Annotated in this window: 28 protein-coding genes; 13 read left to right on the forward strand and 15 right to left on the reverse strand. The window is 35.2% G+C overall.

Annotated features, from left to right (window positions below; translation table 11 throughout):
* Positions 1–24: 24 nt before the first annotated feature.
* On the reverse strand, positions 25–207 hold the full coding sequence (locus COL05_RS20235; protein ID WP_000707111.1) for a DUF3913 family protein: 183 nt from the start codon (positions 205–207) through the stop codon (positions 25–27).
* Positions 208–307: 100 nt separating this feature from the next.
* Entirely contained in the window at positions 308–760 is a 453-nt protein-coding gene (locus tag COL05_RS20240; protein ID WP_098669900.1) for an Lrp/AsnC family transcriptional regulator, read from the reverse strand.
* 63 nt (positions 761–823) lie between these two features.
* Between COL05_RS20240 and COL05_RS20245 the strand changes: the two genes are divergently transcribed.
* From COL05_RS20245 to COL05_RS20255, 3 genes are all read left to right on the forward strand, one after another.
* Positions 824–1,339, forward strand: a complete 516-nt coding sequence (locus COL05_RS20245) for a carboxymuconolactone decarboxylase family protein (RefSeq protein WP_142337584.1) — start codon at positions 824–826, stop codon at positions 1,337–1,339.
* Positions 1,308–1,862 carry a cysteine hydrolase family protein gene (locus COL05_RS20250; RefSeq protein ID WP_142337590.1) on the forward strand — a complete coding sequence of 185 codons (555 nt, stop codon included), beginning with the start codon at positions 1,308–1,310 and terminating at the stop codon, positions 1,860–1,862. Before COL05_RS20245 ends, COL05_RS20250 begins: the two co-directional genes overlap by 32 nt.
* 86 nt (positions 1,863–1,948) lie before the next feature.
* Positions 1,949–2,347: an SseB family protein gene (locus COL05_RS20255; RefSeq protein ID WP_098669903.1), complete on the forward strand. Its 399-nt coding sequence runs from the start codon at positions 1,949–1,951 to the stop codon at positions 2,345–2,347.
* A gap of 28 nt (positions 2,348–2,375) precedes the next feature.
* Here COL05_RS20255 and COL05_RS20260 read toward each other — a convergent pair whose 3' ends face one another.
* Positions 2,376–3,296, reverse strand: coding sequence for a S66 peptidase family protein (locus tag COL05_RS20260; RefSeq protein ID WP_098669904.1), 921 nt, complete (start codon positions 3,294–3,296; stop codon positions 2,376–2,378).
* Between the two features lie 115 nt (positions 3,297–3,411).
* Here COL05_RS20260 and COL05_RS20265 point away from each other — a divergent pair, with 115 nt between their 5' ends.
* The gene (locus COL05_RS20265) at positions 3,412–4,506 is read left to right on the forward strand and encodes an NAD(P)H-dependent flavin oxidoreductase (protein WP_098669905.1); all 1,095 of its coding nucleotides are present in this window, start codon (positions 3,412–3,414) and stop codon (positions 4,504–4,506) included.
* A gap of 17 nt (positions 4,507–4,523) precedes the next feature.
* Here COL05_RS20265 and dltD read toward each other — a convergent pair whose 3' ends face one another.
* The 5 genes from dltD to COL05_RS20290 form a co-directional block, all read right to left on the reverse strand.
* Entirely contained in the window at positions 4,524–5,699 is a 1,176-nt protein-coding gene (gene dltD, locus COL05_RS20270; protein WP_098669906.1) for a D-alanyl-lipoteichoic acid biosynthesis protein DltD, read from the reverse strand.
* Complete coding sequence (dltC, locus tag COL05_RS20275) at positions 5,696–5,935, reverse strand: D-alanine--poly(phosphoribitol) ligase subunit DltC (protein WP_000807310.1); 240 nt, start codon at positions 5,933–5,935, stop codon at positions 5,696–5,698. The genes dltD and dltC overlap by 4 nt, the downstream gene beginning before the upstream one ends.
* A gap of 69 nt (positions 5,936–6,004) precedes the next feature.
* Positions 6,005–7,171 carry a D-alanyl-lipoteichoic acid biosynthesis protein DltB gene (gene dltB / locus COL05_RS20280; protein ID WP_000127947.1) on the reverse strand — a complete coding sequence of 389 codons (1,167 nt, stop codon included), beginning with the start codon at positions 7,169–7,171 and terminating at the stop codon, positions 6,005–6,007.
* Entirely contained in the window at positions 7,168–8,682 is a 1,515-nt protein-coding gene (dltA, locus tag COL05_RS20285) for a D-alanine--poly(phosphoribitol) ligase subunit DltA (protein ID WP_098669907.1), read from the reverse strand. Before dltA ends, dltB begins: the two co-directional genes overlap by 4 nt.
* Positions 8,683–8,694: 12 nt before the next feature.
* Positions 8,695–8,841, reverse strand: a complete 147-nt coding sequence (locus COL05_RS20290) for a teichoic acid D-Ala incorporation-associated protein DltX (RefSeq protein ID WP_000440293.1) — start codon at positions 8,839–8,841, stop codon at positions 8,695–8,697.
* Positions 8,842–9,178: 337 nt separating this feature from the next.
* On the opposite strand from COL05_RS20290, the gene amaA reads away from it, so the two are divergent.
* The 5 genes from amaA to COL05_RS31470 all read left to right on the forward strand — a co-directional run bounded on the left by amaA (position 9,179) and on the right by COL05_RS31470 (position 12,248).
* Positions 9,179–10,348 (forward strand): N-acyl-aliphatic-L-amino acid amidohydrolase, encoded by a 1,170-nt coding sequence (amaA, locus tag COL05_RS20295; protein WP_098669908.1) that lies wholly within the window; start codon positions 9,179–9,181, stop codon positions 10,346–10,348.
* A gap of 166 nt (positions 10,349–10,514) precedes the next feature.
* Entirely contained in the window at positions 10,515–10,751 is a 237-nt protein-coding gene (locus tag COL05_RS20300) for a hypothetical protein (protein ID WP_142337586.1), read from the forward strand.
* Positions 10,744–11,190, forward strand: a complete 447-nt coding sequence (locus tag COL05_RS20305) for a flavodoxin (protein ID WP_098669909.1) — start codon at positions 10,744–10,746, stop codon at positions 11,188–11,190. Before COL05_RS20300 ends, COL05_RS20305 begins: the two co-directional genes overlap by 8 nt.
* Before the next feature lie 24 nt (positions 11,191–11,214).
* A complete protein-coding gene (locus tag COL05_RS20310) occupies positions 11,215–11,988 on the forward strand; it encodes a hypothetical protein (RefSeq protein ID WP_098669910.1) in 774 nt (257 codons plus the stop codon).
* 98 nt (positions 11,989–12,086) lie between these two features.
* Complete coding sequence (locus COL05_RS31470) at positions 12,087–12,248, forward strand: hypothetical protein (RefSeq protein WP_098669911.1); 162 nt, start codon at positions 12,087–12,089, stop codon at positions 12,246–12,248.
* Positions 12,249–12,250: 2 nt separating this feature from the next.
* Here the strand turns inward: COL05_RS31470 and COL05_RS20320 are convergent, their stop codons facing one another.
* A complete protein-coding gene (locus COL05_RS20320; protein WP_098669912.1) occupies positions 12,251–13,153 on the reverse strand; it encodes an aminoglycoside phosphotransferase family protein in 903 nt (300 codons plus the stop codon).
* Between the two features lie 83 nt (positions 13,154–13,236).
* Between COL05_RS20320 and COL05_RS20325 the strand changes: the two genes are divergently transcribed.
* Positions 13,237–13,755, forward strand: coding sequence for a biotin transporter BioY (locus tag COL05_RS20325; protein WP_098669913.1), 519 nt, complete (start codon positions 13,237–13,239; stop codon positions 13,753–13,755).
* A 64-nt stretch (positions 13,756–13,819) separates the two neighbouring features.
* Here the strand turns inward: COL05_RS20325 and COL05_RS31475 are convergent, their stop codons facing one another.
* The 3 genes from COL05_RS31475 to COL05_RS20345 form a co-directional block, all read right to left on the reverse strand.
* On the reverse strand, positions 13,820–13,969 hold the full coding sequence (locus COL05_RS31475; RefSeq protein ID WP_000743738.1) for a hypothetical protein: 150 nt from the start codon (positions 13,967–13,969) through the stop codon (positions 13,820–13,822).
* 18 nt (positions 13,970–13,987) lie between these two features.
* Positions 13,988–14,161: a 2-isopropylmalate synthase gene (locus COL05_RS20335; RefSeq protein ID WP_098669914.1), complete on the reverse strand. Its 174-nt coding sequence runs from the start codon at positions 14,159–14,161 to the stop codon at positions 13,988–13,990.
* Positions 14,162–14,230: 69 nt separating this feature from the next.
* A complete protein-coding gene (locus tag COL05_RS20345) occupies positions 14,231–15,595 on the reverse strand; it encodes an MATE family efflux transporter (protein ID WP_098669915.1) in 1,365 nt (454 codons plus the stop codon).
* Between the two features lie 187 nt (positions 15,596–15,782).
* Here COL05_RS20345 and uppP point away from each other — a divergent pair, with 187 nt between their 5' ends.
* Complete coding sequence (gene uppP, locus COL05_RS20350; RefSeq protein ID WP_000796249.1) at positions 15,783–16,574, forward strand: bacitracin resistance undecaprenyl-diphosphatase; 792 nt, start codon at positions 15,783–15,785, stop codon at positions 16,572–16,574.
* A gap of 30 nt (positions 16,575–16,604) precedes the next feature.
* Here the strand turns inward: uppP and COL05_RS20355 are convergent, their stop codons facing one another.
* Together COL05_RS20355 and COL05_RS20360 are read right to left on the reverse strand one after the other, a co-directional pair.
* A complete protein-coding gene (locus tag COL05_RS20355; RefSeq protein WP_142337587.1) occupies positions 16,605–17,192 on the reverse strand; it encodes a thioredoxin family protein in 588 nt (195 codons plus the stop codon).
* Positions 17,193–17,225: 33 nt separating this feature from the next.
* Complete coding sequence (locus COL05_RS20360; protein ID WP_098669917.1) at positions 17,226–17,657, reverse strand: YrvL family regulatory protein; 432 nt, start codon at positions 17,655–17,657, stop codon at positions 17,226–17,228.
* A 162-nt stretch (positions 17,658–17,819) separates the two neighbouring features.
* Between COL05_RS20360 and COL05_RS20365 the strand changes: the two genes are divergently transcribed.
* Together COL05_RS20365 and COL05_RS20370 are read left to right on the forward strand one after the other, a co-directional pair.
* Positions 17,820–18,239 carry a MarR family winged helix-turn-helix transcriptional regulator gene (locus COL05_RS20365; RefSeq protein WP_127813637.1) on the forward strand — a complete coding sequence of 140 codons (420 nt, stop codon included), beginning with the start codon at positions 17,820–17,822 and terminating at the stop codon, positions 18,237–18,239.
* A 136-nt stretch (positions 18,240–18,375) separates the two neighbouring features.
* On the forward strand, positions 18,376–18,531 hold the full coding sequence (locus COL05_RS20370; RefSeq protein WP_000184933.1) for a hypothetical protein: 156 nt from the start codon (positions 18,376–18,378) through the stop codon (positions 18,529–18,531).
* A 22-nt stretch (positions 18,532–18,553) separates the two neighbouring features.
* Here COL05_RS20370 and COL05_RS20375 read toward each other — a convergent pair whose 3' ends face one another.
* Positions 18,554–19,789, reverse strand: a complete 1,236-nt coding sequence (locus COL05_RS20375) for a dicarboxylate/amino acid:cation symporter (protein ID WP_000814817.1) — start codon at positions 19,787–19,789, stop codon at positions 18,554–18,556.
* Between the last annotated feature and the right edge of the window lie 218 nt (positions 19,790–20,007).

The following is a 20,007-nucleotide window of genomic DNA, read 5'->3' on the forward strand; positions in this document are numbered from 1 at the left end:
AAGTAGCTCCTTAAGAGCTACTTTTTAATTTGTAATAATTTCTACACGAAAATTATTACCGTTCTTTACATATTTAATATCTGTAACAGTGCGGACTGTTTTTAAAATCTCAACTTTTTCACCAATTCGAGGGATAGTCGGAACATTATCCCAAATGCCAAGCAAGCCATCTAATTGTGCCGTTTTTTCATAAAACCAGATTTTCAATGTAAAGCCCCTTTCTTGAACTTTATGTATTTTAATACATAATATATTATTTTTATTCTTATTGTAAGGGGTTTTTGTATATTTTATGAATAAAAATTAATTAATCTTCTGGGAAGATATGTTCAATATCAGGAGTAAGAGATACTTCTGATAATACGATATGAGAAACAGTCGTTGCATATGAGGAAACATCATTGATAAATTCTTCAAGTTCAACGAGTGAAGGAACAGAAATTTTTACAATGTAGCATAAGCTTCCTGTTACTCGGTAACAAAAACTTGCAGATGGATAGGACTGAATAAATTGTTGCATACGTACTGTGTCCCCATTTTTTAAAGTGATTTCTAAAATACAATCTAAAACAAGTCCTGCTTTTTTATAATCGATATCGATTGTGTACTTTTGGATCACGCCTTCACTTTCGAGTTTACGAACACGTTCTGCAGTAGACGGAGCAGATAAGTTTACTCGTTTCGCCAATTCACGCATGGAAAGGCGACTATCATTATATAATTCATTTAAAATCTTTCGATCAACACGGTCTAGTTGCATTTGTAAATATACCTCCAGTAAAATGATGATTTTTGTAAAGAAAAAATATAAATTAAGATTCATATGAAATGTAAAATGAACTTTATTTATTTTACAATAAAACAGAAGGAAATAGGAGGGGAAATGATGGAGAGAATTTCATTATCAAATATAGGAGATACAAAGTTTCAAAAGTTATTAGGGCATAATCCAGAGTTATTACATTCATGGAGTACGGTAGAGAATACATTGTATAGTAAAGGAACTCTCTCGGCAGAGCTGAAGGAGCAAGTAAGAAGAACATTAGCGTACGGGAATGAATGTCCGTACTGTATGGCAAAGGGAAGGCCTGATGATATGCAAAAGGTAGAAGAAATTGGGGTAGCAGTTACTTTTGCGCATACATTTGTTCATGACAAAAAGGCGATAGATGATAATATGTTCCATGTATTGAAACAATATTGGACGGAAAAAGAAATTGTAGAGCTTTGCGCTTATATTTGTTTTATTACTGCGTCGCAACAACTTGGTTTTCTATTTCAATTACAGCCAAATGAAGGAGAAAATGATAATGAATCAAATAGCACTTATCATAATTGATGTACAAAAGGCGTTTCAATTACCATACTGGGGTGAGAGAAATAATCCTTTTGCTGAAGAAAATATGAGAATTTTGTTAGCAGAATGGAGAAAAAGGAAACGACCAGTTTTTCATATTCAACATGTAAATAAAGAAAATGATCATTCGATGTTTTATGAGGGAGCAGAAACGGTCAACTTTAAAGAAGAAGTGAAACCACTACAAGGTGAAGTGGTTATTCAGAAATCTGTTAACAGCGCGTTCATTGGAACAAATTTAGAATATCAATTAAGAGAGAACAAATGTAATGCAGTAGTGGTTGTAGGATTAACGACAAATCATTGTGTAGAGACTACGACACGAATGGCAGGAAATTTAGGGTTTACAACGTATTTAGTGAGTGATGCAACGGCTACTTTTAACCGTAAAGGTCTAGATGGTAAAGAGTATAATGCAGAGGATATTCACAATATGACACTTGTAAATTTACATGAAGAGTTTGCTACGATTTTAACGACAAAAGAACTATTAAAATTATTTTAAGAAAATAATTGCGAATTGTGTAGAAAAAAATAAGAATATTTCGTATAATCTAAGTACAATCATTTTGAAAATAGGGGTGGCATCATATGGAGCAAGTTCCGGTAAAGAGAATAGAAGAAGTACTTGTTGTAGCAGGGGATAACAAACAAAAGCAAAAGGAATTTTATGAATTGCTCTTATCTACTGAGTTTTATGTTGCTGGCTCACTAGAAGCAGAGGAAGGGGCAACAGAAGGAACACTTCGCTTGCGTCATTTCCAAGGAGAGGGTAGATGGATCGTTCCGTTCTTTACACAAATGGAATTTGTAAAAGACGTGTTGCCAGAAGGAACACCCCTTATTACGATACGTGGGAAAGAATTATTTAGTAGCATTGAGAAAGATGCCACAGCAGTATTAAATGTTGGCACTGATATTAGTAAAACATTTATTCCAGAAGAAATTGCAGATATCGCATCTGGACGAATTTTTAATTATTATAAATAAAAGGAAAAGCTGAATCGCTTTTCCTTTTTTAATTTGAAAACGGAGTGGCTACGCCAGAGGAAATAGAGAGTGTTTTATTATTTGTATTTATTGTCGCTGTAGCTCCAAGAGGAATCCCGATGTTTGGGCTTATATGACCGATCGGCAAACCGAATAGAACAGGTATATGATAGGGTGCGAAATATTCATATAGTATTGTTTGCAACGATTGAGATGGTTTAGAAGGAGTGCAGTCGTGACAACTTGTAAAAATAACACCACTACATTCATTAAACTTTCCAGATAAAAGTAGCTGATTTAACATACGGTCAATGCGATATGGTTCTTCCCCAATGTCTTCAAGCAAAAGAAGTTTATTAGCTGTAATTATCTCATAGGATGAGCCAATTATACTCGTTAATACAGTTAAATTCCCTCCCACTAACGTGCCTGTAACTGCACAGGAAGAGGTGGGCACGATACATTCTGAAGCAGATAAGAAGGTGGAATACGGATGGAATAGTTGATTGAAAGAAGATAAAGAAAGAGAATCTACACCTTTTCCTAACTCTTCAACCATTGGGCCATGAAAAGTAACGAGCTTTGCATAACGTGAAAAGGCAGTATGTAAAGCTGTAATATCGCTATATCCCCAAAAGATTTTAGGATGTTGCCTAATGATTTCATATTGAATGTGAGGGAGGAGACGGGCACTTCCATAACCACCTCGTGCACAGAAAATGGCCTTTACTTCATGATTTGAAAAAGCTTCATGTATATCATCGAGCCGAACTTGATCACTTCCAGCTAAATATCCGTACTTCTCATAAACACTCTTCCCGATTACTACAGATAAACCTATTTCTTGTAGTACGTTTACACCTTTTAATACATTTTCAATTGTTGGTGGGCCGGACGGTGCAATAATCATTACTGTATCACCTTGTTGTAACGCATTTGGATATATCATTGTTTTCAGCCTCCTTCACTTTCAATATATTCGCTTCATAGGAAGTTCAACCCTTGTAAAAGAAGGGGAAAGTTTGTCAAATAAAGAAGATATAAGGGGAATAGGAGGAGAAATGATGTTTACAAGTCGAGTTATAGATACATTACAAATTAAGTATCCAATCATTCAAGCGGGTATGGCAGGTGCAATTACGACGCCTGAGCTTGTTGTAGCTGTAAGTAATAGCGGAGGATTAGGAACGCTTGGAGCGGGCTATATGAGCCCTGAACAAATTCGTGATGCAATTTATAAAATAAGGCAACAAACGGATAAGCCTTTCGGTGTGAATTTACTGTTAACGAAAGAGATACAAATAGAAGAAGAGAAGATAAACTTGGCCAAGGGATTACTTAGCGGAGTGAATAGAGAATTCGGTATAGAGGAAGAAGAGCAGTTAAAGCTTCCAAAAAGTTATAAAGAACAATTACAAGTGTTAGTAGAAGAAAACGTGCCAGTCGTTAGCTTTGCATTTCAAACGTTAGAAAAAGAAGAAATAGATGAATTGAAAAGAAGAGGAATTAAAGTCATCGGAACAGCTACTCATGTGGCAGAGGCGAAAGTACTTGCTGAATTAGGAGTAGACATTATTGTCGGTCAAGGTAGCGAGGCAGGAGGGCATAGAGGAACGTTTATTGGGAAAGAACAGGACGCTATGATTGGGACGTTCGCATTAATTCCGCAGTTAGTAGCAGCTGTCCCTCACATCCCGATTGTTGCAGCAGGTGGTGTAATGAACGGACAAGGGCTTGTTGCGGCATTTACACTGGGAGCAGAAGCTGTTCAAATGGGATCAGCCTTTTTAACGAGTGAAGAAAGTATTACGCATGATGTATATAAACAAGCGGTTTTACGTAGTACAGATACAAGTACAACTGTGACTCGTGCGTTTTCCGGGAAATATGCACGGGGTATTCGTAATGAATTTATAGAGAAGCATGAAGGGAAAGAAGAAGGGCTTCCGATGTATCCAGTGCAAAATGTATTAACCTCTAAAATACGCCAAGAAGCAGCAAAACGTAATAAAGGAGAATATATGTCGCTTTGGGCAGGACAAGCGTCATCATTAGCACGAATAGAATCAGCTCAGCATGTAGTGGAGCGCGTGATGAAAGAAGCAGATAACGTAATCGAACAATTGCAAAATGTATATAGAAAAAGACCACTTGAATAATTCAAGTGGTCTTTTCTTTAGTTTGCTTTATAAAATTGTTGGATGGCTTCATCGATATAAACCCAGCCTTTCCAACCTAAGTGCATGTGATCTTTTAAGAAGTATTTATCATACTCATGATTTGAGAAGTCGGCAATTGGATAGCCAGCTTTCTCAATTTGCTCATGAACTTTCTTATAGTACAATTCTCGGCGTTCTTTCGGGAAGCCAGCGTAATCGTACCAAGGACCTTTTACAGGAACAGAAATGAAGAGTGGTTTTGCACCAGATTGTTTTAATAAATCAAGTACAATTTGTAAATCTTCATATTCTGGCGATTGATCATAAGCATCATTTTTTAAGTAGCCTTCACGTTGCTTTAATTTCTTTTTGATTTTGCTGTTGAAGTAACCATCTTCGATACCATATTCGTTAGATCCAGATTCCGCTGCACCTGTTTGATCTGCATGTTTACGAGCTTCATCCCAGTTCATTTGTTTTAATGAAGGGTCAAGTTTTTCTTTATGCGGTTTAATATCAAACATTGCTGTAAATAAATCTTTGCGATCTAAAATGTTACGATAAATATAAGCGAAAGGTTTAGCAGCAAGTGCTTTTACTTTGTGCTTTGTATCATCGTAAACGATACCTTCAAGCGAAATTTTAAGTAAAGTTTCTTTCTTAACAATCTCAAAGTTTAATAAACGTTTTGCAATTTGCTTTTTCATTTCAGGTTTTACATCATCGTTGAAAATGAAGTGGTAACCTTGTTGTTTTGAAAAATTAGGTGCAAAGTGTGTTTCATCAATACCTTGTGGCACAAACCATTGCGGAGAAAGAACGAATACCATTTTCTTATCCTTCAATTGATCCATTGTAGATGCAAAGTTTAATACATGTACAAGATCTTGTGTTCCACCGCGTCCAAGTAGGAATGGTGTGAAGCCTTCAGGCTTTACTTTGAAATAGTTTGATGGATGGTAGGCATCCATACGTGCGAATTCCGATGATCCATACATCGGAAGGTATTTCGAGTCTGCTAACATCTTTTGCTGTAAAATCATACTTTGAATCTTTTCTTCTTTTAAAGAAGTGGCAGCTTGTTCTACTTTTTCATCACTTAAAAGTGGAAGTAGGAAGCGCGTTGGAATAAGTAAGAATACAGCAAAAAGGGCCAATGCTAAAAGCATCGGACCAAATTTTGCTTTGTTCATCGGATTTCTTCCAACTTCTTAATAACCATGTTTGGAGTAGCCCACTCGTCACGGTCAAAATCAGAAATAGAAACTTCAATATCTAAACGCTCTTGGAATTCAACTAATAAAGATACTACAGCGAAAGAATCAAGAATACCTTCTTCAAATAATTGAACATCTAAGTTTTCTTTCACAATATCGTTTTCACATACTTCTTCTAAAATATCTAATACTTGCTCTTTGAATTCTGCCATTTTTAAAATCTCCTTTATATCCGAAATATATTATATGTGCAACTTCTTACTAGTTATAAGAAGGGTGCATTAAAAGTATCTGTTAAGGTGTCCAGAGAAAATTAGGAAACCGAAACATACAACGTGGAACGTAATTACAATCGCAAGGACGTGTGTAAATTTATTGTTTGGCCAAAACTTATGCTTCTTGTTTTTTCGTTCGAAAATATCGAATAAAATGAACAGTGCGGCATGATATAGACCATAAATAATGTATTGATACACATGCTCACCAGTAATATGCCAAATTCCCATGATGAAAAAGTTCAAAAATGCACCGATATACGAAATAGTGTAACGGTTCTTAATTAACTTTTTCTTCGTTGCAAAAAAGACGAAACGCATGTAAATAAAATCACGGAACCAGAATGATAAACTCATGTGCCAGCGGTTCCAGAAGTCTTTAATATTACGGCTAATGAATGGCTTATTAAAGTTTTCTGGCGTCTTAATTCCCATCATATAACTTACACCAATTACAAATGAGCTATAACCAGCAAAGTCGAAGAATAAATATAAGCTATAGCTATACATGTAAATCATATTAGATAGAATTGTATCCTGCTGTGCAAATGCCGGATCCATAAAATATTGCTTTATTAAGTAAGCGATAATAAATTTATACAAGAAACCTTGGAAAATACGGTTTAATCCTGTATATAGTAAATTTTGATATTCTTCTGCACTAGGTGGCTTTTGAATATCTTTTTGGAATCTACGGTAACGATCGATAGGTCCCGTTGAAATAGCTGGGAAGAATAAAACGAATTCCCAAAAATTAAAGAAGGATAGTTCTTTAATTAAACCATCACGAACTTCAAATACCATTTGTACTGCTCTAAATGTTACATAAGACATACCTAAAAATACAATGAATTTTAGATCTGGTGCAAATGGTGCGATTTTTGCCAAAATAAGTGGCAAAATTGATAAAATAACAGCTATACAAAACGTGAATGTACTATTATTTTGTTTTCTTAAAAGTAAATAGCCTTTAATTAGGGCATATTGCCAAATAATAAATGCGGCTAACATAATCGCTTGCTTCGGTTTATCTGAGAAGATAATAGCAAGCATGACTAATGTTAAAACGGCATTATATTTGCGCAACATTTTACCTTTTAATCCAGCTATGATAGTAGGTATTAATAAAATGCCCACTATAGCGAAAAAATAAAATGATCCATATGCGGTCATGCTGTAACCTCACTCAATAATTTTTTGCGATCTACCTTTCCATTTGGTGTCATTGGAATAGAAGATTGATACATGAATTTACGTGGAATCATGTAGTTTGGTAATCGCTCATTGAGTTCTTTTTTGATTGCAGATGTTAATTTGAATTCTTTTTCAAATGAATGTTCTCCAGGAACAACAACCGCTAATAAATAATCGTATTTTTCACCTTTTTTAATTGGAACGATAACTGCACCTTCTACGTAAGAACACGCACGAAGGTGATGCTCAATTTCTTCTAATTCCATTCGATAACCATGCAGCTTAATTTGGAAATCAAGACGACCATTATAGAATAGAAGACCATTTTCAACATAGCCAGCATCGCCTGTTTTATAGGCGCGCTCACCGTCAATCATAGTAAATGCTTTTTCTGTTAATTCAGGGCTTCCTAAATATCCAACGCTTACGCTTGGACCGACAATTACGATTTCACCTTTTTCACCATCAGGTGCAATCGTTCCATCTTCTTTCATAATAAGAAGGCGGCAGTCTGATTTACAGTAGCCAACTGGAAGTGATTTGTATTGATCAAGCACTTCTTCTGTAACGTGAATACCTGTTACAGCGACAGTAGCTTCTGTTGGACCGTACGTATTCATAATTGTTGCTTTTGGGAAACGCTCAATTAATTTTCTAGCTACTTCATTTGGTAACACTTCACCGCAGAATAAGAATGTTTTCATGTTTGGTAGCATACTCTCAGAGAAAGATGCTTCCATTAAACACATCTCTGCGAAAGATGGTGTGGAAGTCCATACTTGTATATCCGATTGCTCTAAAGAAGCAAACAAGTCTTTTGGACGTGCAATCATATCTTTATCGATTGCCCAAAGTGTACCACCTGTTACTAATGATGGGTAAATATCCATGACAGATAAATCGAATGAGAAAGGTGCTTGGTTTAAGAATACTTGCCCTGTTTGTAAGTTGAAATCTTCTACAGCCCATTTTGTAAAGCTTACAAGGCAGTTATAAGTAATCTGAACCCCTTTCGGATTACCTGTGCTTCCTGAAGTGTAAATAATGTAGAAGTTCTCATCATCTTTTACCGCATGTTCAGGATTTGGAGTGTTCCCTTTATGAGTAAAGAAAATATCTTTTAAGTTGTCCTCACTTACAATGCGAACTGGTAAATCAGTTACAGTTACTGCTGTTGCTGATAAAAGTAGTTTCGCACCAGAATTTTCAGCGATACGTTGTACACGATCAGCTGGGATAGATAAATCTACAGGAATATAAGCATGTCCAGCTTTTACACATCCTAAAAAGTTAATAATCATTTCCGGTTGCATATGGCCATACACCATAATTGGTGAACGATCATCTGGATACTCAGAAGAAATCCAATGTGCTAACGCATCAGAATCTTCCTTTAATTGTTTGTACGTAATTTTCGCATCTCGCCAAACAAAAGCAGTTTGATCAGGCGTTTCAATAGCCCACTTTTCAATTTGTTCTAATAACTTCATAACGTTCCCACCCTAGAATTCATTGTAAATAAATGTACTTGTGTTTGTATCATGGAATCCATACAACCAAAGTAATGCAAATAAAATTGCAAGGTAATAAACCGTCTTTGCAACCCATTGTGTGAGTGGTCGAGACCATATCTCTTTTAATCTTTCCATGTCTTTCCCTCTCTTAATGAAATAATAGCTCTTTGTAGGTATCATGTCCTACATTATTGTGAAAAAAACAAAATTCCACATTTTAGGTAAAAATAAGTCAAAAGGCTCTTTTCTGATATTAGCACTAAATACTAAAAAAGAAAATCCCTAACTTAGCAATTATATTACATTCAGCATCAATTTGTAATGGGTTTGACATGTAAATAGAAAGTGGATTGTGTGAATACATAAAAGTGGACTATAAGAATACGTAAAAATATAGTATTAGTGCTTATTAGTCATTCGAGACGAAATAAACTTTTACAGTTCTAATTCTTTTGAAAAGGGGGAAATTATTATGAATAGAGTGTGGAAAAATCTAATTTCGGAAGAAAATATTGTGAAATGGAGACGACATTTCCACAAGTATCCGGAATTATCATTTCATGAAAAAGAAACTTCGCAATTTATATATGACACGTTATGCTCGTTTTCTTCTTATGAAGTAACGAGACCGACGAAGTATAGTGTACTAGCAATTAAAAGAGGAACCGAACAAGGGAAAGTGATTGCGATTCGAGCTGATATAGATGCTTTGCCAATTCAAGAGGAGACAAGTAAATCTTATACGTCTGTAAATAAAGGGGTGATGCATGCATGTGGGCATGATGCTCACGCCGCTATTTTGTTAAGTACAGCAGAGGCACTAGCAAATATAAAGGAAGATTTTGCAGGTGAAATTCGTCTATTCTTTCAGCACGCGGAAGAGGTGTATCCTGGCGGGGGAAAAGAAATGGTTGAGGCAGGCGTGATGGACGGTGTTGATTATGTAATAGGTTTACATGTTATGTCAGGACTTGAGAGCGGGAAGATTGGAATTGCGTACGGTCCGATGATGGCGGCACCAGACGTATTTACAGTTGAAATTCAAGGGAAAGGGGGACATGCGGCGAGGCCAGAAGAAACGATAGATCCTATTGCTATCGGAGCACAGATTATTACAAATTTACAACATATCGTATCAAGAAATACAAGTGCTTTCATGCAAAGAGTCGTTTCAGTTACGCAGTTTCATGGGGGAATGGCTGATAATATCATCCCTAGTGCAGCAACTTTAATGGGAACTGTTCGTTCATTTAGTCAAGCATTAAGGGTGGAAGCAGAAGAGAAAATTGAGAAAATCGTGAAAGGAATTACAAGAGCACATGGAGGGGAGTATACATATTCGTATCGATATGGATATGATCCGGTCATTAATGATGAATATATGACGAAAGTAGTAGAAGAAAGTGCACTACATTTGTTTGGGAATGAGCGTGTTGTGAAGCTTGAACCTTCTATGGGAGGAGAGGATTTTTCAGCATATTTAAGAAAAGCACCTGGTTGTTTCATTAAATTAGGGACTGGTAATAAAACGATAGATACTTGCTACCCGCATCATCATCCAAAATTTGATGTAGATGAATCAGCGCTAATTTATGGAGTGGAACTATTTTTAGAGACAGCGATAAGACTACTAAAGTCATAGAAAAGTATAAAAAAAGGCAACTGCGCTCTATCGCAGTTGCTTTTATTTCTTTCCGTCAGAGAGGGCTGAGAAAGAACTATGCTCATTTATAGTATATGAATAGCTAACGGACAAGCTTGTACATTTTAATCATTTTTAAAAAAATAGTTGTTGACAGTGATAATCAATGTCAATTAATCTAAAAGTAGTTGAAATTGATAATTATTATCAATGGGATGGATGCGACATGTTAATGAGAAAAAAATTTCACCTTCTGCGGAGGGGATTAAAAGATAAAAATAAAGAAGTTGATCAGCATATGGAATGGCAACGAAATGTAATTCGTTCAGAATATGTAGATGAGAAGAAGAGCATTCAAACAGAAAAAGAGATACAAAGTAAAGGGAGAGGTTCAGTTGAGTAAGTTAGTAATGATTTTTGCAAGTATGAGTGGAAATACAGAGGAAATGGCTGATCATATTGCCGGCGTGATTCGTGAAACAGAAAATGAAATTGAAGTGATTGATATTATGGATTCACCAGAAGCTTCTATACTAGAACAGTATGATGGAATTATTTTAGGTGCATACACTTGGGGAGATGGTGACCTTCCTGATGATTTCTTAGATTTTTATGACGCAATGGATTCTATTGATTTAACTGGGAAAAAAGCGGCAGTCTTCGGATCATGTGATTCGGCTTATCCGAAGTACGGCGTAGCGGTTGACATTTTAATAGAAAAGCTACAAGAACGTGGAGCCACAGTTGTGTTAGAAGGACTAAAAGTAGAATTAACGCCAGAAGATGAAGATATAGAAAAATGTTTACAGTTTGGAGCTGAATTTGTAAAACACCTTTCTTAATGGCAGAAGGGAGATGAAGAGCAAGTGCACGAGAAAATCGCAATCAAAACGATGACAGATTATCATTTGTATGATTTTATGCGTTGTCCGCATAAATTTTATTTTCGTCATATAAAAAGAAGAGAGCCTTCTTCGTTTGAATGGCAACAAATCGCACAAATGATTGTGAATCGAATTATTAACGAATATTACACACTACCTGCGGGCCAACAAACGAAAATTGTACTTTTAATATTAATAGAAAAGTATTGGAAAAAAGTAAGGGTTAATATGTTTGCTTCGAAGGCGGAGTATTATATTGTGTTAGCGAAGCTAACAGATCACTTATTACAGTTTGTTGAAAGAGATGATAGTCAGACACCGCCGTTATTTTTGTATGAAAAATTTCAAACATATATGGAAGAGTTAGGTGTCCATATGTCATTGACATTAGAAGTTGGTGAGTGGAGTACTGAGTCGTTTGTAATTAAAAAGTATGTTGTCGATGCAGATGAGGAAATGCTTGCTCTTTGCCAAAAGTTAATGACAGTATTCAGTTATAAAGCTTTCGGCATTCTTCCAGGAAAAATTGAAGTAATTAATTTAATAGAAGGAACCAAGTATGAGTACATTCCGAAACAGGAAGATATTATAACAGGAATGGCTGATTTATCTAGAATGAAAGAAATGTTGCAGCAACCTGAGCATTATACAGAGCGTCAGTTTCGTTCTGAGTGTATAAGTTGTGCATTTCGTAGCGAATGCCAAGGGGAAGAAGTAAAGAAAGAAGCGGAGCAGAAGAAAAATATCGTACATTAAAGGATGCAATGTTGCATCCTTTTTTTGTATTGACATGAAAAGCTTTTCATCACTTACCGTATATTTGTAGCAGATTTTAATAAAGGGAGGAATAATCAATGAAAGATGAAACGCAAGTATTTCAATGGTTAAAAGAACAGAATGCCCCTTTTGGAATTCAACTGCAAATTTTACAGGCATTTCAACTGTATAAAGTCATTGTTGAAATGGATAAAAGGTTAATGTTGTATGAGGAGAGAGAGCAGAGGGAGAGAATGTAATCTCATCCCTGCAGTATTATTTTCAGTTGTTCTATACCCGATATGAATGCAAGTTCATTCTTATTTTCAAAGTTATAAATTATATTATGTAGTAAAGGGCTGTATTGATAAAAGGTAGTGATGCGGTGAATGAGTAATGGATCATGGTGTGAAATAAGCGTGCTATATTGTTCATATACTGATGTAGTAAATTCATGTCCGAAATCATAATATAGCCCAGCAAAGTCAAAGGCGGGATCTCCCATTTGAGCATCACCAAAATCGATAATCCCTGAAATGGTTTTATTTTGTTTATCAAATAAAATGTGATGATGTGTAAAGTCAGCATGAATAATAGTATTTTGAAAAGTGGATGTATCGATACATGTAAAGAAATTTTCAAATAACCGATTTAAAGATGAATGCTGTAACGAAGTAAGACTGTTAGTAACATACTGATTTAACTTAGTTTGTAGCTCTTTCCAGTAGGTAAGTGTTTTTTCAACAGGGAACCCTAACGTTGTGCCTTGTTTTACAGGAATACTATGTAGAGTTGCAAGGAAGACAGCTAATTGTGTAATAATAGTTTTCAGTTCTTTATCCTCAAGCTTGGTAACTGTGTCTGTTTTTAATGGTTCACCATGAATGAGTGTGTAGTAACTACAAAGTGGAACCGCATCAGCATCATTTCTATATAATAGGTGATAGTGTGGAACCTTAATGTCATGTAGTGAATAAGAGAGAAGCGTGCATAGTTCTTTTTCTACCGGAATGCGCATTGCATATTCTTGTTTTCGCGGGAAACGAAACAGTAGCTCATCATTTACTATAATCGCTACATTATCCCATCCTTCTTCATTTTGTTTATAGAAATGTATAGAAAGATTAGGAAAAGCTTCTTTTATATATTGTTTGTAAGAGTCCATAATTATTCCTCGTTTCTAAGTTAAGTTATTCTAATTTATGATATCAGAATTTTCTTTCTATATGTTAAAATATAACTATCATTATAAAGGAGGGCGGGAGTATTACGAAGAAAAGACTATTAATCACTTCTCTATGTATCGCTTTTGGATTGTTTTGGTCATATAAAGAGGCGGTTTTCGCTAGCTATAAACCGATTGATCAGTACGGATTAAATAAGGGGTTACAGAACAAAAGTATAGGAACTTTAACTCATAATGAAATGAAAAAGGTAGGAGAACATTTTGTGACAGAGCAACTATCAGTGTTTTCGTTTCATAATAAAGAAGATGTGAAACGAAAAGGTGAAGAAATATTTGTAAATAGAGGGTATGAGCAATTAATGAAAAATTATTATCCAAATCGTTTTCAGGATTTAGAGTATAAATTTATAAACGAGGAGATACGTGAAGTGATGGATGAAGGTTTTCTCTATAAAACTGTAGCATACGTTGCGGGTACTGAAAATGGTAAGAGAAGCGAAATGAAATTGAATTATGAAATGGAAATCGTAAAGGTTAATAATATATTTAAAGTGTTAGAACAAAAACAGTACGTACAATAAAGGGAAACATGAACCAGTACCATAAATAGCGGTATAAAAAAATCCCCCAGTTCTTTGAGGGATTCTAAAGGTTTTCATTTTGTTGACCAATTTCTTTTTGAGCAATATATAAATTTCCTTGCTCGACTTGTTTCTGAGTAAGAACAGAATCACCTGCATACCCTTTTTCTGTTTTTACAGTTCTTTTTGAACGATTGGAATCTTGTTTCTTCATATAATAAATCACCTTCCATCAAAAATAAACGAAAATGATAAGTACGAGTAATACAGCAGCAAAAATGGTAATACCCATTAAAAACGAAGTGTTTTTATATTTAGGTGGCTTATGTACATCTTGCCGATATCCAGGTGAAATTTCAGGGGCGAATTCTTCATCGAATGCTCGCTTTTTTTCTTGTTCGTCCATATGTATCCACCTTTCTTTTTCATTATGTTATACGTTTAAAGAAAAAATATGCATAAAGAAAACCGCCCTCTATCGTGAGCGGCGGTTTTCTATTGTATATTTTCTTTGCACTTGAAAGAGACGGATAAGAAGGAAGATGGCGCCAAATGCTAGACCGATAATAAGACCAATCCAATATCCTTTTGCTGCCCAGTCCGTATACGTTGCTAATACATAACCTAGAGGGAGACCAATTACCCAATAAGCGATTAATGTCATAATTAAGGAAACGTTTACGTCTTTATAACCACGTAGTGCCCCTTGTACAGGAGTTGCAATCGCATCTGAAATTTGAAATAAAATCGCAAATATAAGAAATTCTTTTGCTAAATGATGAACTTGTACATCTGTCGTATAAATAGAAGCAATTTCATCATCAAAGAAGTAAAGAAGAATGGAATATAATAGGGCGAATGCAAGTGCTAAGCCAATCCCAATAAACCCATATTGTTTTGCGTTATTATATCGTTTCGCTCCAACTTCGAATCCAACAGCAATAGTCATTGCCATTGCTAAACTTAAAGGAGTCATATAGAGCAAGGAAGCGAAATTCATAGCTGCTTGATGAGCTGCGATTGTTGTTGTGCTAAAATTACTCATCATAAGTGTTACTGCAGCAAAAATACTCGTTTCAAAAAAGATAGCAAATCCGATAGGGACGCCAAGTTTTAAGAATTCTTTCCAACTAGAAAGAGAAGGGCGATATAATTGTTTAAAGATATGGAAAGATGCAAAAGGCTCTTTCGTACGAATAATCATAACGGTAATAATTAAAATGCACCAATAAGTTGCTGCAGAAGCAATTGCTGCTCCGACACCACCGAGTTTTGGAAAACCGAAATGACCGAAAATTAATACATAGTTTAATACTACGTTAATAGGTAATGACAGTAACGTAATAATCATCGTTGTGCGAGTTTTTCCTAATGCATCAATAAATCCACGTAAAACAGTGTAAGTAAATAAAGGAATAATTCCAATTGCGATAATACTTAAAAATTGTGCTGCAATACGTTCTACCGGTTCTTCTAATCGCATGCCATTTAAAATGGGTGTAACAGCGAAGAATCCAATAAGGATAACGACGAAGCTAGCACAAATTGCTAAATAGACTGCCTGTATGACGACTTGGGGAACATCTTCTTTTTTCTTGGATCCAACGAGCTGCGCAACAATTGGAGTAGTAGCCATCAAAATTCCTGTTAATCCGGTACTAACTGGAATCCATATACTCGTTCCAATAGCGACACCTGCTAAATCAATAGGACTTGCATGCCCTGACATTGTTGTATCAAAAAAGCTCATTGCAAATAATGACATTTGCGTTACGAAAATCGGAAAAAATAGTAATACAAATTGCTTTAATTTTTGTGAGAATGTAATAGTTTCTTTCATAAAATCTCCTTTCTACGTAAAAAAGAAAACTCTTACTATCATACAATTTAATCAAAAAATAGAAAAGGAATAAGCTTATTAAAACTACGGTTTGACTATAAAAAAGGATGCACTTTGAAAGGGGATAAGGTATTATGGTAAGGTATGAAAAAATTACATATTATTAGTTATTAAGGAGGCACTACTCGTGGCTGATTGGTTAATTGGAATAATCATGGGTGCTGTTGAAGGTTTAACAGAGTTTTTACCAGTATCATCAACAGGACATATGATTTTAACAGGTCATTTACTTGGATTTGACGACGAGAGAGCGAAAGTTTTCGAAGTTGTTATTCAATTGGGATCGATTTTAGCAGTTGTCGTTATATTTTGGAAACGTTTATGGTCTTTAGTAGGTATAGGGAAAGTAACAGATGGACCATCGTTAAATTTATTACATATTATTATCGGGATGATTCCTGCCGGCGTACTTGGCGTATTATTCCATAGTGCGATTAAAGAAGTTTTATTTGGGCCAGGCCCAGTTGTTATTAGCTTAGTGGCTGGTGGTATTTTAATGATTGTTGCTGAGAAGTTTTCGAAACCAAGTACAGCAAGAACATTAGATGAAATCACATATAAGCAAGCATTTACAATTGGAATGTTCCAATGTTTAGCACTTTGGCCAGGATTTTCTCGTTCTGGATCTACAATAAGTGGTGGTTTATTAGCTCGCGTGTCACATACAGCGGCAGCTGAATATACATTCATTTTAGCAGTACCAATGATGGTAGCTGCAAGTGGTTTAGATTTAATTAAAAGCTGGGATATATTAAGTGCGGCTGATCTACCGTTATTTGCAACAGGATTTATTACAGCATTCGTTGTTGCGATGCTTGCAATTGTTTCATTCTTAAAATTATTATCTCGTGTAAAACTAACACCGTTTGCTTACTATCGTTTCATTTTAGCTGCGGTATTCTATTTCTTCATTATGTAATAAAAAAACTGCCGGGTTCGGCAGTTTTTTTTATTTTACTACTTTTTCCATCATGCTTTCCATTACGTGTTCCCAAAGAGAGGTATCATCCGCTAATGTAGCACGGAAATTAGCGTACATTTCTTTTTGTTTCTCTTCGAATGTTGGATCTTCTTTTTCAGGCAATGTAGCGCGCATTGAAGTTATTAATTCTTGTACTTTTGGAGCGCGTGGTCCCCAAACAGCTTGTTCATTTCCATCTTTATCAATGAAAATAAAGATTGGAATCGCACGTGCTGTTCCATTTGTTAAATATTGATCCATTAATTCTAAGTTTTCATCGCGAATTAATAATGACATATCAATATTTGCAACTTCAGAAATTCGTTTCATAACAGGTACGCATAAAAGAGCGTCACCACACCAATCAGCTGTTAATACGATAACACGCCAACCATCATTTTGACGTTCTTCTAATACAGGAAGTAATTCATTTGGAATTAAAAAGTTATTGTAAATGTGCAGTAGCTCGTATTGATTTACTTTCATTTCATTTACATATGTATCAAAGGACATACCTTTATCAGCCCATTGTTGTAAGTTCATAAGTAACACCTCTTTAGTATGATTTGTTTTCATTGTACCAATTTTTATATAGAAAAGCTTGTATTCTTACCCTTTCTTGTCACTTAATAATTTATTTAATAGGAAAAGGAATAGTACGACACATAATTCAGCTATGTTGGACAGTTGTACGCTCTCTATCCAGTCGTCAGCGGTATGAATGACGAACCAATCTAGCGTAATTTCAATGATCGCGAAAAGGGTAATAGAAAGCCAATTTGGCATGTTTTGTTTCATTGGATATAGCAGTGCCTTGAAGAAACTGAAGATGAAAAATATAATACCGTCTAAGAAAGTAATTAATAAAAAAAATAGAAGTAAGGCAGTGCGCGACCTATACTCTACACCAGTAATATGAAAGATTCCTACATATACAAAAAATATAAATGCAAAAATTATAATAAGGAACAGAATAATAAAACCAATAATCAAAGTTTTATCTTTTAGATTGAAATTAGAAAATTTGTCTTCTTCACCCACTATTCCAACTCCTTTTTTTGGAGAATCAACTTCATTTTATCATGAAATGTCTATTAAAAAACTACGAATTATGGGGAAATAAGATGACAAAAAGTAAGATTTCATGTAAGATTATTAATAAGGTTTTTATTTAACTAAATGAAATAAAAGGAGCTGTCAAAGTTGTCTCAAAATCGAGAGCAATTAATGGAAGAACTATCGACAAATGTTTTTGCTATGTTCCGCACGTTGCGTAATGATATTGGAAAAATATTTGGTGGTTACATACCATGGAATGAGTTCATCGTCCTTAGAATATTGAATCGCACGAATAAAGAAATGGTATCACGTGTAGCGAATGAGTTAAATGTGTCGAATAGTCATATTACAGCTGTTACAGAAAAATTAATTAATAAAGGTTTTGTAACTCGTTCACGTTCTACGTCAGATCGCCGAGTTGTATATTTAGAAATCACAGAACAAGGCAAAGATTTAGTTGCGAAAATGGAAGGCGCGAAAAAACAATATTTACAAGAAAGATTCTCTATGCTTTCAGAAGAAGAAATGAATATAATGATATCTATTTCTAAAAAACTTATTTAATTCATTATAAGTAAGAAAACGCTTACGTATTAAAGGAGAAGCCCTTCCTTATATGAGGAAGGGCTTCTTTCGTATGTAAAAGATTATAAAAAAGAAAATATGTAACATACTACTAGTAAAGGAAGGGGGCAGAAATATGACTAATCGAAATGGTAGTAAAGGAAGCGGAAATCAAGGCTCACCGAAATCAGGTCAATTTCAGCAAGAGTTTAGCACTGAATTTGAGACTGGTAATGATAACAAAGGAAAAGAATATCGTTCGAAAAAAGGAAGTAAATCAAAAAAGGAGTGAAATAATTCACTCCTTTTTTGATTTAAGATGCTGCAGATTGATCTGTATTATATTTTTCTTCTGATTTTGCAACAATCATTGCGCAAATTGCATCACCAGAAATGTTTACAGCTGTTCGTGACATATCTAGAATACGGTCAATACCGATAATTAAGGCAATGCCTTCTACTGGTAGATTTACTTGATTTAAAACCATCGTCAGCATTACGAGTCCAACACCTGGTACACCAGCAGTGCCGATACTAGCTAGTACAGCAGTTAATACGACGACAGCTAATTGGGAAATAGTAAGCTCGACCCCGTATACTTGAGCGATAAACACAGTTGCTACGCCTTGCATAATGGCAGTACCATCCATATTAATCGTTGCACCTAGTGGTTGTACAAAAGAACTTATCGCTTTTGGAACGCCAAGTTTTTCTTGTGCGGTTTTCATTGCAAATGGAAGAGATGCGTTAGAGCTAGATGTACTAAATCCGATTGCCATGACCGGTCCGAAATGTTTAAAGAAACGGACAATACTTTCTTTTGCTAATACCTTTAATAATCCACCATAGACGAAGACGCCGTGAATAATAAGTACTAGCATAACGACAATCATATACTTGAACATCGCAGCGACGCCAGCAAGACCCATTTTACCAACGGACGAAGCAAGCAACCCGAATGTTCCAATTGGAGCTAATTTCATAACGAGATTCACGAGATACATCATTAATTCGTTGCCCTGTTCAAGTAATGAATGAATACCTTGGACACGTTTTCCTAAAATAGCTATACCAAGTCCAATTAATACGGCAAAGGCAATAATTTGTAACATGTTTCCGTCAGCCATCGCTTTTGCTGGGTTATCTGGTACGATATTTAGCAATGTATCGACGAAAGATGTTTCGGTTTTTGCACCTTCATATTTAAGCCCTTCGGTTTTAAAGTTTCCGCCAGAGCCTGGTTGTATAATAAGTGCGAATGTAACTGCAATGGAAATCGCAACAGCTGTAGTTACAAGAAAGAATGAAATTGATTTTAAGCCGATTCTTCCAAGTTGCTTCGGGTCTCCAAGCCCAGCAGCTCCAAGTACGATAGATATAAATACAACGGGAACAACTAGCATTTTAATGAGGCGAATAAATAATTGACCAAGTGGATTGAACACATATTGATTTAATGGTTCAAAAATGGATGGCGCAGCTAAATTTAAAGTGAGTCCGACAACTAAACCGAGAAATAATGCAATTAAAATTGCTTTTGTTTGTTTCAATATACCCCCCCTTATTTTTGTGAAATTACTTTCTACATTAATTGTACCGAAAAACTACCTATTTTGACAATATTTTCTGAATATTTTGCATAAAATTATCTATTTACATATAGATTGTTTTTACTAAAGTAAGCAGAGAAAGTTAAATAATCTATTTAAAAAACAAAATAGACCATCACATAGGATGGTCTAGGGAAGGGGGACAATTTATGTCAATT

Origin of the sequence: Bacillus sp. AFS059628, assembly GCF_002571225.1 — a bacterium.
Classification (GTDB): domain Bacteria; phylum Bacillota; class Bacilli; order Bacillales; family Bacillaceae_G; genus Bacillus_A.